This window comes from Peribacillus sp. FW305-BF15 (assembly GCF_058783805.1).
On the sequence record NZ_JBYSYV010000046.1, the window covers coordinates 1 to 13,709 of the forward strand.

Here is a 13,709-nt window from a genome sequence, read left to right on the forward strand (position 1 = left end):
GTGGAAATCAACGTCCAAATTGTACAAGCCATAAAAATAGACAAACTCGATTTTCATCGAGTTTGTCTACAGTCTGAAGGCCGTTTCAAAAGGAACGGCCTTTTCTTTATTTTTTATTTTTGTAGAGCTTGAACGACTTCCTCCAGCTTCATGCCCCTGGAAGCTTTAACAAGTATGATGTCATTTTCCTGTGTGGACGACTTAAGTTCCTCTATAAGCTCCTGCTTATCTTGAAAAGGGCGAACCTGCTCCGATGAAAAAGACTTGCTCGCTCCCTTGGCAATAAACTTGGCTAAAGGACCATATGTGAAAATCTTATCAATCCGCTCATTGGAAATCAATTCACCAATTTTCGTATGAAAGTCTTTTTCCTGCGGCCCTAACTCCAACATATCTCCCAATACAAGGATCTTATTCTCGAATCCAGATAAGCCCTCAACCAACTCCACTGCCGCCTTGACTGAGGTTGGACTGGCATTATATGCATCATTGATGATTTTCTGCCCTTTTGCGCCTTCAACCAATTCCATCCTCATATTAGTTAACTGAATGGTCGATAGCCCTTTACGGATCGAAGAATCATCCACATTGAATTCTTTAGCAACCAAGATGGCCGCCAACGCATTAAGAACATTATGATGACCTAACACAGGTATCTCATAACCGATCTCCTTATCACCGCTTGCGATGGTAAACGTGGTACTGTCCGCCCCTTGGCTGATGGCCTGTGGATATAAATCATTTTCTTCCGTACGTCCAAAAGATATTACGTTTAAATTAGGAAAATCCTTTTTGATCCGATTGCGAAGCAATGGTTCATCACCATGATATATCAGCGTTCCATCTTTCGCCAAACCTTCGACAATTTCCAACTTCGCATTAGCGATTTCCTCGCGTGATCCTAAATCCAATAAGTGTGATTCACCGATATTGGTAATGATCGCTACATCAGGCTTTGCCATTTTGGATAAGAACTCGATTTCACCGCGGCTGCTCATCCCCATTTCCAAAACAGCCGCTTCCGTATCCTGTGCCATAGAAAGTATTGTTAGCGGCAAACCTAAATGATTATTGAAGTTTCCATTGGTTTTATGAACCTTATAGGCAGTTGCCAGCAGCGCAGCGGTCATATCTTTCGTAGTGGTCTTACCATTGCTCCCTGTTATCCCAATGACTTTTATATTCAACTCCTGGCGGTAAGAACGCGCCAATTGTTGAAGTGCTTTCTCAGTGTTTTCGACAATGATTATCGGTAAATCATCAGGAGGATTCGGAACATCCCTTTGCCAAAAGGAAGCTGCAGCCCCTTGCGCTAAAGCCTGCTTGACATACTCATGGCCGTCAACCTTCTCTCCCTTAAGCGGAATGAACAAACATCCTTCCTTGATCGTTCTTGAATCGATGGTAACCCCATTAATTCCTTTGGACTGGAATGGACTGATATCATTTAATCCCTCTGCCATTTCATGTACTTGTTTTAACGTTCTCTTTATCATTTTGTTCCTCCTACATTCATCGAACCGTTAATCGCTCTCCGTTAACCAAACGAAGCAGAAACCAGTTTAAATCGCACCGGTTCCTGCTGATTGGAATCCATCAAATCAAGGCATGATGGATTGTGGAGTTTACTGATACTTTACCTGCATGATCAAACTGTATATTTGATTTGTTGTTTTTCCTGATGACGTTCCAAGGCAAGTTTCACGAGTGTTTCAATTAACGCTGGATAGTCGACACCTGTGTGCTTCCACAATAACGGAAACATGCTGAAAGGAGTAAACCCAGGCATTGTATTCACTTCATTAATATAGATTTGCCCCTCATGCGTCAAGAAGAAATCTGCGCGGACCAATCCAGAGCAATCCAATGACTTAAAGGCAGTAATGGCCATTTCGGATAAAGCTGCATACTCGCTTTCCGTTATCTCCGCCGGAATGACCATCGCTGAATTACCGTCTACATATTTTGCTGAATAATCATAGAAGGCAAAATCTTTCTTTGGGATGATCTCGCCTGCCACTGAACAAGACGGTTCATCATTACCAAGAATACCAAACTCGAGTTCACGAGCAATGACCCCTTCTTCAATGATGATCTTCCGATCGAATTGAAAAGCTTCCGCTACCGCTTTTTCCAGTTCATCAGCATCATTACATTTGCTGATACCGACACTTGAACCTAAATTGGCAGGTTTGACAAAACAAGGGTACCCCAATTCATCCGCTACCTTTTTGATGGCACTTTCAGTATTCTTCTCCCATTCGGAACGAATGAACCAAGTGTATTTCACTTGAGGAAGTCCTGCCTGGGCAAAAATGTTTTTCATGATGACCTTATCCATTCCTGCTGAAGAAGCTAAAACGCCATTCCCTACATAAGGAAGGTTCAACAGTTCCAGCATCCCTTGTACGGTTCCATCTTCTCCATTCGGTCCGTGAAGCAATGGGAAAATTACATCATACCCTGTTGATTCACTATCTTCATCAGTTGAATGTGCTTGCAAGGCAAGAGGCGAGCTCGATTTTTCCGGTGAAAATGTCAAAGCCTCCACATTCTCGGCAGGACCTGTTAACTTTGGTCCATTAATCCATGAACCATCTTTTGTTATGTAAATCGGATATATATCAAACTTTGCTAAATCGAGAGCTTTAATGACCGCTAAAGCCGTCTGCATAGAAACCTCATGCTCCGCAGATTTTCCACCATAAAGCAAACCAAGTTTAGTTTTCATGAGTTATTACCCTCCAATATTCTTTTAACCATGTTCATTGTATCACTTTACACTAAAACGGATAAAGCGAAACTTCCATCATTATGGCTTTTCCAATGATTACTATTCTGCAGAACACAGGATAAAACCGCCACATCCTGTGGCAACTCCTGTGCTAGCACATCCTGTGCGGCGCAATCGGGCATTTACAGGCTGTTGGCTCACCACATTTCTTTTTCATTACATTTATCATCAGGCTTCCTTACAACCTGTTAATGCGGGGTAAAGCGAAACTTCCATCATTGAGGCTTTTCCAATGATTACTATTTTGCAGAACACAGAATAAAACCGCCACATCCTGTTGCAACTCCTGTGCTAGCACATCCTGTGAACACCTCTACGTTTCCCTCTCTTATCTTTTATGCATGAGACGGTAAGTCTTACACCTAAAAAGTTCAAAGACTTCAAATAAAATCAGGAGGATGGTGTATTTCTAATAACGCTTTCCCAAATCTTCTCTTTTCGATTGAAGATAATAAATGCATCGGGCTCCTTACTGTCTCTATCCAAAAAGGAATCATGCATTTCATCCATGTTTAAATAATCCCCTACGACCCATGCCGGTATCTCAATTTTCGTTCTAGTATACTTAACATCCCGAAAGGAAAAAACGAGCCCCTCTGCCAGAATATGAGCCAAGGAAACGATGATTTCTGCAGGAATCGCCGTCAGCTCTTTTTTCTTTCTGATTCCAAGCCACGTCCTCTCTACTTTTAACGGCTCCAGCTTTAGCGGAATCAGCCTTCCTAACATCATATAATATGTCGAAAGGGAACGAAAATAAATTTTATTGAACCAGCCATCATCCTGGGCAAGGTACACAAATTGGTTATTCAATTTACGGAAAAACGGGGGATCCAGATGGGTTTTAGCGTGTCCTAAATATAAAAGTTCCGCTATTTCCCTTCCATCCAATTCATCCAGCCCTTCCGCTTCTTCAAAATCGATCCAACAGAAATCTCCATATGCCCGGACATTTTCTTTAACGAGCTTCGCAATAGCTTCAGATGAAGCGCTCTCAAGCAGGACATTCAAATTGTATTCCCCACCATCGAATTGATGTTTCAATAATAAGATTGAATCCAAGGTATACGGAAGCGAATTGACGAATTCACGAAAATTGAGTCCATTAAAAAGGACAAAGCGTTCGGAAGACTGCATATACATGTATAAGATATCATTACTTTCATTCTTCATAACCTGACCCCCTCCGAGCTCTCAATCAATAATGTTATTTTATCAAACTTTTGGAGTTTCACGTAAGTTATATAACCCCAATATTAATCATCATCATCATCTGTATCAGGTAAATAACATGAATCAAAATCCATATTAACCATAGGAAAAAATATAGGATTCGAAGAATGGATCCATATATGGTTTTATCACTCATTCACTCATTTCATAGGACCGCTTCCCTTTTTGCTGATGCTTCCCCAACTCAAAATGACCGACATTAGCTTTGAAACAAATCAACGTATTTTAAAGCCGGAAGGTAGTTTCATTTCACAACACATGACCTTCTGGGCCGAGAGGAAATGATTTGGTTTTAGGGTAAACAAGATGAAAGGCTTTATGAATTTGGGGGTATTTTGACATCCGGGAAGACGCGTCAAGAAGGTAGTTTCCTCCATAAAACAATTCAACTTGAAGTGCTTGAGTATCTCTAAGGAAGCGGAGTTTACAGTCATCGAGAAATAAGAAAGCGCTATTTCATTCAAAAAAATAAATAAAAAAAACCAGAGTGATATTTCACTCTGGATTTTTTATATTAAGAAACTTGCTCTAACTCTTTTTTGGAAGGAGGGTTGAATTGACCTTCCCATTTAGAGATGACGATTGCCGCAAGTGAATTACCGATAACGTTTACCACTGTACGTCCCATATCAAGAATACGGTCGATACCGGCAATAAATGCTAGACCTTCAATAGGAATACCGACAGTCCCCAATGTCGCTAAAAGAACTACGAAAGATACACCTGGTACACCCGCAATCCCCTTGGAAGTGATCATTAACACTAGCATCAGCGTAATTTGCTCATACGCGCTTAAATCGATTCCGTACATTTGAGCGATAAAGATAGCTGCTAACGCTTGGTATAATGTAGAACCATCAAGGTTAAAGGAGTATCCAGTCGGAATAACAAATGTAGCAATATGTTTTGGACATCCCGCTTTCTCCATTTTTTCCATGAGTTTCGGAAGAACCGCTTCTGAACTTGCAGTAGAGAAAGCAAGAATCAATTCTTCTTTTAGAAGTTTAATCAGCGTAAAGATATTGAATCCGACAAATTTCGCAATAAGACCAAGAATGACTATTACAAAGAAAATCATTGTTCCGTATACAGAAAGCGCTAACTTTCCTAGCGGAATTAAAGATTCCAAACCGAACTTGGAGATCGTCACACCGATTAGTGCAAATACACCGATAGGAGCGAATTTCATGACCATGTTAGTTAGGTAGAACATTCCTTCAGCTGTACCTTGGAAGAAGCGGAATACTGGTTTACCCTTTTCACCGATGGCTGCAATACTAAGCCCAAACAACACGGAGAAGAAAATGATCGCTAGCATATCGCCTTGTACCATAGCTTGAACTGGATTGGATGGTACAATGTGAACGAGTGTATCCACGAACGATTCATGCTGCTTAGTTTCTGCTGTATCAACATACGTAGAAATATCAGTTTGTTCCAGCTTATCCATATTCACACCAGCACCAGGCTGGATGATATTCGCTGAAATTAAACCAACAGCAATCGCTATCATAGTTACGACAACAAAGTATGATAATGATTTAGCACCTAGTTTACCTACCGCTTTCAAATCACCTACACCAGCAACTGCAACGATAAGGCTTGAAACGATGATCGGCACTACAATCATTTTAATCATTCGTAGGAAAATGTCTCCGAATGGCTGTAAAAAGTTTTGGGCCGTCTCATTACCATAAAAAATGGCACCAACGATAATCCCTAGAATTAAACCAATGAAAATTTGGCTAGCTAAACTTAGTTTGAATTTCTTCATTTACTTTCCTCACCTTCCATAAAGTCTTTGATGCAAAAACATTTTTGTCTCGGTAAGGGAAACAAGATACTAATAAAAGAAAGTAATTTTTCTTTTTTGAAAAACTCTGTCTTTACGCCGAAAAAAAAGACACTTCATGTGTCGATTTCTTATAGGCGTGAATATTCACACATGTTCCCTTGAAGACGCTGACGAGGTTAGCTGTCGGGTTAGGATTGGAAACACAAAAAGCCCTTTCATTTCTGAATTCACCCCTAGCGGATAAAATCCACAAAAATGGGTCCCCCGTTCTTGGAATAAGATTAAGCGAGTTAACTTATAATAAAATATTATACTAAAAATGATAATCTGTAAATATTTATTCGCATCCGTTCTAGAAAAAGGTCTTTAAATATGTCTGAATATTCTGTATTAATAGCTACTCTATCTATAATTACGCTTCCCGATTTTTAATCACTTAAGTTATATTGATATAATTAATAAATAATTTGTCATCACCTCTCTTGTGAAAAAAGCGGTTATTTTTCCAGAATGCCAAGTAACAGGTATCTTACTTTTTCCCTAGAGGTGAATTTTTTATAAGTTCTAGCTTTCACTTTTTCAAATTGAATCGGGGTAATAAAATAAGAATGGTTCTTCACTGCCACATTCGGCTTCAGGAGGATGACGTCACCTACAGACGGTCCCTTTATGATTTCCTGCTTCCCTTCAGCCTTAAGACCTTTTGTAATGTAATGTTTATCCACATGGCCTTTATTCGTCAACTTGTAAATATATGGATGCTTTTGGTATTGTACCGCCTCTATCGGTATAGAGGGTACACCGGCTTTCTCATTGGTTATTACAGTAAGATTCACTTTCGATCCCACCAACAAAGGTTCCGTTTCTTCGCCTTCCGGTTCGATTAAAGCCTGAAATGGAAATCTGTTATCTTTTTTTAATGATGGCTCTTCTGCGGGATAGGAATGGATACGGCCTATCGTCCCTTTCAATGCCTTTTTTGAATCAGAGGAACTTGCTTTTATAGTCATGCCCACTTCAGCCTTTTTCATTTCCTCTCCGGATAAATACCCTTCAATTGCCATATTTGTAGAAACGATGGATATAATGGGATTATCAAGGTTTTTATTGATATTTTTAACGACACCATTAGCCTCGCTCGTCGTCACAATTGCACTGGACTGCTCCTCAATCGAACTTAATTTAGCGTCAAGCATTTTCACTTTTTCATCCAACCTGTTTTTTTCTAGTTCCTGCTTGTACATTTCTTGCTCAATGTTACTTTTAATAAGGTCTGAAGAGCTTGTCGTTATATCAATATTCAAGTTTTTTTCGACCGATTCATCAATTGCAGCTTCAGGTTCACTGGTCACGGTCCCCTGATAAGACCTCAACTTCCCTATGTATTCCTCAATCCCTGCCCTTTCCCCCTCAGCTGCCGTTTTCTCCGCTTCCAAACTCGCTTTAAGCGCATCAAGTTCGGTCGCCGTATACTCAAACAACGAGGAGCCAGCCGTAATCGAATCGCCTTCTTTTACAAGGAATTTCTTAAAATCATTTTTCTTGGCATCAAAATAGATATCATACTCTTCTACTGGTTTAATTACCCCATTTGTTTGAATAGTATCCGTAATTGTATCTTTTTTTACCTTAGTCCAGTTTTCAACGAAAACCGTCCGTTCCACTTTGCTTTCCTTTTTTTCAATAAGGTATAAGTTAACGGTTATTAACACTATCGACGCAATGGAGACCGCCGCTATTTTCCAGTTACCGCTCATTCATTTCACCCGCTTTATACAAATACGCCTACTTGGATGTATCCTAAAAAGGCTTTAACAAACCATGTGGCCAAATAGAATAGAACAATCATTAAAAGGACCAAATAATTATTACGTTCTGTAAATTCCTTTAAATAAAAATATTGCAGAGCAATAATGAGAAATTGAAAAATGGTAATTTCACTGAAAAAGTTAATGAAATAATCGCTTCTGAGAAAATACTGACTGATGATCCCCAAAGAAAAAGGATTGGCATCGCTGCCTATATCCATTAAAACGAATAAGGGAATCAATAATGTTTTTTCCACTAATTGCAGGCCAAAAAGAATCATTTGAACGATAACTAATTTTATATAGGGGATATCAGTAACGATCCAAAAGAATAGAGCTGCTAAAAATATGTATATGGAAGGGTGGATTATTCCTGTTATTATATTGCCGCTCAAAATCAGCAACTTTGCTGCTTCGAATTCATTGGCGCTCATCTTCGTGATTTCTTTGGAGAATGATTCTGAACCAATGCCAAAATATCCCCCAACGGCGAATACTATAAGACTAAGAAAATATATAAATATTAATTTCAATCCAAGCTTTGTGACTGCCTCTGCATTTTGCAGCTGATAACGACTCCGATAAGGCTGTAAAATGCCCTTTAACAATCTGACCTGGTACACCATAATTGGTCCTCCTGCAAAAAATGATATATCATCATACATTTTATCCTATTTTGGAAACAATTGCAGAAATAAGGAATGAATATACAAAAAAAACACATAAGCCTTTCCCTTTAAATAGAATCCCCACACTAATTTGGTGTTAATACTGACAAATGGTGGGCAAGGACTTTAATGCGTGAAGGAGTTTGCCTATAGTTCTCTCCATCCATATCCACATCAAGCGGCCTCTTGGATTCAATAGTCAAGGTACCTGCTTGTAAATAAGTCACCCCAGAGTCAGAACTCATATTTTGAGTCCATGAACGTTTCATCGCTATTATTTCTAAAAATGCACCAAGGCTTGCATTTTCCAAGATGGCAACGCCAAAGAGCCCATCGTCTGGTCTAATCATGGGAAAGGGCAATAAATTAGTGCCGATAAAACAACCATTCAAGACCAAAATCATAACTGCTTCCCCTTCAATGAAATTCCCATCATATTCCACTTTATAGGGAAAGGGAGCACTCTCACCAATCGTCCTTACAGCGCTTAATAAATATCCTATCTTTCCGAACCTGCTTTTTTCCTGCTCATCAATATTATTTGAAGCATCTGAAATAAGCCCAACTCCCCAGAAATTGGAAAAATAATCGTTATTGGATTTACCAATATCAATTGGACGAACCTTACCGTTTACTAATGCTTCCGCAGCTTGACGAACATTTTGAGGAATCTTTAATGTCCTGGAGAAGTCATTGCAAGTCCCTCCAGGTAAAATCCCAAACAACGGCCGCCTCTGAAGGGGTGAAAGGCCATTTACACACTCATGTACCGTTCCATCTCCTCCCAATACGAAAACTACATCCATTTCTTCACCATATTCCAAACAATAACGGCATGCATCGCCTTTTTGCTTTGTTTGTAGAATGAGAAACTCATCAATATGTGGAGCTAATACCGGAAGACACCCTCCTAGATTCCTTTCGAGTTTATCATTCCCTGCATTTTTATTATAAATCAGCATTCCCTTTTTCCATCGCATGATTCTAGCCCCCATATTATTGAAAGAATTGTCTTCTTCCCATCACTTTTTACTTTTTCCTAAATCTCCATTTTTAAATCTCATTAAAAATTTAAATGAAAAAGAGGCTTTCGCCCCTTTCAGTAAAGCCTTCATATATTCAGCAAATAATCCTTCATCAATAAGATAAGCTTTGAACACAAGGGGCTCCTTTTTTCATTTTTTTCCAAAAATAACAAAAGGCTTTCCAAGATGATTGAGCTTGGCCTAACCTTTGAAAATTCTTCCTGGAGTGCCTTTAAAGCTTCCGTAATTTTACGTGTCTCCCTTCCCTCTTCTTTACGTGTTTCCACTTCCAGCATCCTGGCGATAATCGAATGGATTTCTTCTTTTGGGCTCATATCCCGCATCGAGCAACCTGGTAGGGGAAATTGTTTCAATAATGGATCTTCCATGTTCTCCAGACTTGCGACAATGGAATCCATCCGGTTCAATATGAAGCTAGGTAACAATTCTACATCGAAAGCATTTTGTTTCCTGATCAATATTCCGATATAGCCTTTGAAAAGCGAATCTAAAATAATGGTGCAATCGGGCAGAAGATCAGATGAAAGTCCCGGGTATAACTCAATGATTTTACGCTTGAACCAAATCAAGCCCTCTTCATGGATATAATGTAAAAATCCATCTAGTTCCTTGCTGATATGAACCATTTGTTCCTGCATCATCATTTGAATCAAGTTGGTATTTCCCGTCATATGCTCAATGTGAACAGTGATCTGCCTCATGAATTTGTCTTTACTGGACAATGAAGCATCCAGTTCAAGATCAAGTAATGAGTCTGTCAACGCTTCATAATAAAATTTAAAAATGGAGACTAGTAATTCCTCCTTCGATTTAAAATAATTATAAAAGGACCCTTTTGCTATCCCGCATTTTTCAACAATTTCCTGAACCGAAGTTGCATGATAGCCTTTCTCCGCGAAAAGCTCCACAGACTTATCTATGATCATCTTATTTTTTTCTTTCATCAAATTCATCCTATCTTTTAAAATTGTCCACCGGTGACCAATGGGTCATATCTTCCAAATTGTATCCCAAAACCCTTGAAATCACAACGTTAGCACTAACGGATATTATCTATTGCAATCATAATCCATATACTATATATTTGAGTTTGTGACCGAATGGTCACAATTTTATGTATGGAGGGTACAAGCTTGAATTCAATAATTAAATTTTCATTAAAGAATAAATTGGCAATCTGGTTGCTTACCATCATCATCGTTGCAGCTGGTTTATACTCCGGTTTAAACATGAAACAAGAAACCATACCAAGCATCTCCACTCCTTTAATAAGCATCTCCACTGTTTATCCTGGAGCTGCACCTGAAGAAGTAGCAGATAAGCTCACAGACCAGATTGAGCTAAAAGTAACAAATTTGCCAGGAGTCGAATTAGTCAGTTCTTCGTCCATGGCCAATGCCTCTTCCATCCAATTACAATATGATTATGATACGGATATGGATGATGCAGTAAAAGAAGTGAAAGATGCTTTAGAGAAATTGGAACTGCCAGAGGGAGTAGATGACCCGAGCGTATCTAAATTAGAATTAAACGCTTTTCCTGTCGTCGCACTCAGTGTAACAGATAAGGCTTCTGATTTACCAGCCCTTACAAAAAATGTCGAAGAGGTGTTAGTACCTAAACTTGAAGGAATTGACGGCGTGACATCCGTATCCATTTCCGGACAGCAAGTAAATGAAGGAAGCCTTGTATTCGACCAGGACAAGATGGCTCAATACGGGCTCGATGAAGAAACCGTAAAGAAGGTTATCCAGGCTGCAAACGTCAGTATGCCGCTTGGCATATATAACTTTGATGATAAAGAGAAAACAATCGTTGTGGATGGAAACATTTCCACATTAAAGGACCTGAAAAATATAAAGATACCTTTAACCGGCGGCCCGAAAACAGGAGCGCCAGCACAAACTGGACAGGAAACCAATCAATTATCTCCTGAAATGGAAACAGGTCCTGCCCAACTGCAAAATGTGAAATTATCAGATATTGCCGATGTTAAAATTACCGGTAAGGCTGAATCGATTTCAAGAACAAACGGTAGCGAATCGATTGGAATCCAGGTTACAAGATCACCTGATGCCGATACAGTTGCAATCGTCGACGAAGTAAATGAAGAAGCATCGAATTTCAAAGAAGAGTTTAATGGGGTAAGTGTACACACTACTCTCGATCAAGCTAAACCGATTAAAGATTCCGTTGAGACCATGATCAGCAAGGCACTCTTCGGCTGTCTGTTTGCCGTCATTGTTATCATGCTGTTCCTTAGGAACTTTAAAACGACTCTCATTTCCGTCATTTCGATTCCATTATCCCTGTTAGCAGCCCTTTTGGTGCTCAAACAAATGGATATTTCATTGAATGTCATGACACTTGGGGCCATGACCGTTGCGATTGGCCGAGTCGTCGATGACTCCATTGTCGTCATAGAAAATATTTATAGAAGAATGGCTTTAAAAGGCGAACAATTAAAAGGCGGCGAATTAATACGATCTGCCACTAAGGAAATGTTCATCCCCATCCTTTCATCGACAATCGTTACTGTAGCCGTATACCTGCCTTTAGCAAGCGTTACAGGACCTGTCGGGGAACTATTCACGCCATTCGCCTTAACAATGGTGTTTGCATTAGTCGCTTCATTAATAATCGCCATCACACTTGTTCCGGCAATGGCAGACTCTTTATTTAAAAAGGGACTATCTAAAAAAGAATTAAAATCACATGAAGAAAAACCAAGCAAACTATCAGCATTCTATCGAAAATCACTGGATTGGTCATTAAACCATAAACTAATCACTTTCGGCACAGCCATTGTATTATTAGTTGGCAGTTTATTCCTAATCCCAAGCATCGGTGTAAGCTTCATGCCTGCAGATGAAGAAAAAACGATCATCGTCACTTACACTCCCGCACCTGGAGAGTTAAAAGAGGATATTGAAAAGCAAACAGAAAAAGTGGAAAAATACTTCATGGATAAAGACGATGTGAAGACCGTTCAATACACACTTGGCGAAAGCATGATGGGCGGAGGCATGATGGGCGGCTCGAGTAACTCGGCTCTCTTCTATGTACTCTATGACGAAGACACCGAAAATTTCGGGGACAAAAAAGAAACCGTCATAAAAGAATTAACTGAACTTGATTCACCTGGAACATGGAAACAACAAGATTTCACATCAACATCAAGCAACGAGACCACTCTGTTTGTTTACGGAAATACACAAAAAGATATTGAACCGGTAATTGATGATATTCAAAATATCATGAAGAAAAATAAAGATTTAAAAGATGTTGATACAAGTCTTTTAGATGCTTATGAGCAATACACTTTAGTTGCAGACCAAGAAAAGCTAAGCGACCTTGGACTGACAGCTGCACAAATTGGCATGTCCATCGCCAATACGAATAAGGATGATGCTTTAACTACCATTAAGAAAGATGGAGAAGAAGTCAAAGTATATGTCGAGACAAAAGAAACGACATTCGAAGACAAAAAAGATCTAGAGAATACGAAAATTTCTTCTCCAATGGGAATGGAAATCCCATTGAAAGAGCTTGTAAAAATCGAAGAAGGCAAAGCTTCCGATACAATCAGCCGCCGCGATGGAAAAATTTATGCCGACGTGTCTGCAACAATCAAATCGGATGATGTGGCCGCAGTGACAGCTGAGGTACAGAAGGAAGTTGATAAATTAGACCTTCCTGCAAGCGTCTCTATAGACTACGGCGGAGTGACGGAAGATATCCAAGAATCATTCACTCAACTTGGTATCGCTATGTTAGCGGCAGTTGCTATCGTATACTTTGTCCTAGTGGTTACTTTCCATGGTGGTTTAGCACCAATAGCCATTCTCTTCTCCTTACCATTTACGGTAATCGGGGCATTGGCAGGGCTATTCATTGCAGGTGAGACCATCAGCGTTTCGGCAATGATGGGTGTCCTGATGCTTATAGGTATCGTCGTGACCAATGCCATCGTATTAGTGGACCGTGTTATCAAGAATGAAGAATCCGGGCTATCTACCAGGGAATCTTTACTCGAGGCAGGATCCACCCGTCTACGCCCTATCCTGATGACTGCCCTTGCCACAATCGGCGCTTTAATACCTCTGGCAATCGGTGCGGAAGGCAGTGGATTAATATCACAAGGTTTGGGCATTACCGTTATCGGCGGACTGGTGAGTTCTACATTGCTAACACTTGTAATAGTGCCGGTAGTATATGAATTTATAATGAAAATAGGTAAAAAGAAGAAAAAAACAGTTAAGTAACGAAGAAAAAAAAGAGGGGATTCTGCACATAACCCTGTCAAGTAGACAATAAAAAAAGAGTATTTTTTAAGCTGCGGCCTTTTCTCGATATTCAATTGGG

Annotated in this window: 9 protein-coding genes and 1 riboswitch; of the genes, 1 reads left to right on the plus strand and 8 read right to left on the minus strand. The window is 39.7% G+C overall.

The genetic code is table 11. The features are described 5' to 3' along the window. Window positions 1–113: 113 nt before the first annotated feature. The 8 genes from AC3WLU_RS26030 to AC3WLU_RS26065 all read right to left on the minus strand — a co-directional run bounded on the left by AC3WLU_RS26030 (window position 114) and on the right by AC3WLU_RS26065 (window position 10,288). Window positions 114–1,496 carry a UDP-N-acetylmuramoyl-tripeptide--D-alanyl-D-alanine ligase gene (locus AC3WLU_RS26030; protein ID WP_492598169.1) on the minus strand — a complete coding sequence of 461 codons (1,383 nt, stop codon included), beginning with the start codon at window positions 1,494–1,496 and terminating at the stop codon, window positions 114–116. Window positions 1,497–1,648: 152 nt separating this feature from the next. Further along, window positions 1,649–2,731 carry a D-alanine--D-alanine ligase gene (locus AC3WLU_RS26035; protein ID WP_063574489.1) on the minus strand — a complete coding sequence of 361 codons (1,083 nt, stop codon included), beginning with the start codon at window positions 2,729–2,731 and terminating at the stop codon, window positions 1,649–1,651. 453 nt (window positions 2,732–3,184) lie between these two features. Beyond that, complete coding sequence (locus tag AC3WLU_RS26040) at window positions 3,185–3,967, minus strand: hypothetical protein (RefSeq protein ID WP_492598170.1); 783 nt, start codon at window positions 3,965–3,967, stop codon at window positions 3,185–3,187. 574 nt (window positions 3,968–4,541) lie between these two features. Beyond that, window positions 4,542–5,801, minus strand: a complete 1,260-nt coding sequence (locus AC3WLU_RS26045; RefSeq protein ID WP_057277202.1) for a cation:dicarboxylate symporter family transporter — start codon at window positions 5,799–5,801, stop codon at window positions 4,542–4,544. 171 nt (window positions 5,802–5,972) lie between these two features. Next, window positions 5,973–6,120, minus strand: a riboswitch (cyclic di-AMP (ydaO/yuaA leader). Window positions 6,121–6,319: 199 nt separating this feature from the next. Then, window positions 6,320–7,579, minus strand: coding sequence for an efflux RND transporter periplasmic adaptor subunit (locus tag AC3WLU_RS26050; RefSeq protein ID WP_492598171.1), 1,260 nt, complete (start codon window positions 7,577–7,579; stop codon window positions 6,320–6,322). A gap of 14 nt (window positions 7,580–7,593) precedes the next feature. Then, window positions 7,594–8,256 carry a hypothetical protein gene (locus tag AC3WLU_RS26055; RefSeq protein WP_492598172.1) on the minus strand — a complete coding sequence of 221 codons (663 nt, stop codon included), beginning with the start codon at window positions 8,254–8,256 and terminating at the stop codon, window positions 7,594–7,596. Between the two features lie 128 nt (window positions 8,257–8,384). After that, window positions 8,385–9,278: a YegS/Rv2252/BmrU family lipid kinase gene (locus tag AC3WLU_RS26060; RefSeq protein WP_278089968.1), complete on the minus strand. Its 894-nt coding sequence runs from the start codon at window positions 9,276–9,278 to the stop codon at window positions 8,385–8,387. 131 nt (window positions 9,279–9,409) lie between these two features. Further along, window positions 9,410–10,288 carry a TetR/AcrR family transcriptional regulator gene (locus AC3WLU_RS26065; RefSeq protein WP_063574494.1) on the minus strand — a complete coding sequence of 293 codons (879 nt, stop codon included), beginning with the start codon at window positions 10,286–10,288 and terminating at the stop codon, window positions 9,410–9,412. A gap of 189 nt (window positions 10,289–10,477) precedes the next feature. On the opposite strand from AC3WLU_RS26065, the gene AC3WLU_RS26070 reads away from it, so the two are divergent. Beyond that, window positions 10,478–13,609: an efflux RND transporter permease subunit gene (locus AC3WLU_RS26070; RefSeq protein WP_413005338.1), complete on the plus strand. Its 3,132-nt coding sequence runs from the start codon at window positions 10,478–10,480 to the stop codon at window positions 13,607–13,609. Window positions 13,610–13,709: the final 100 nt, after the last annotated feature.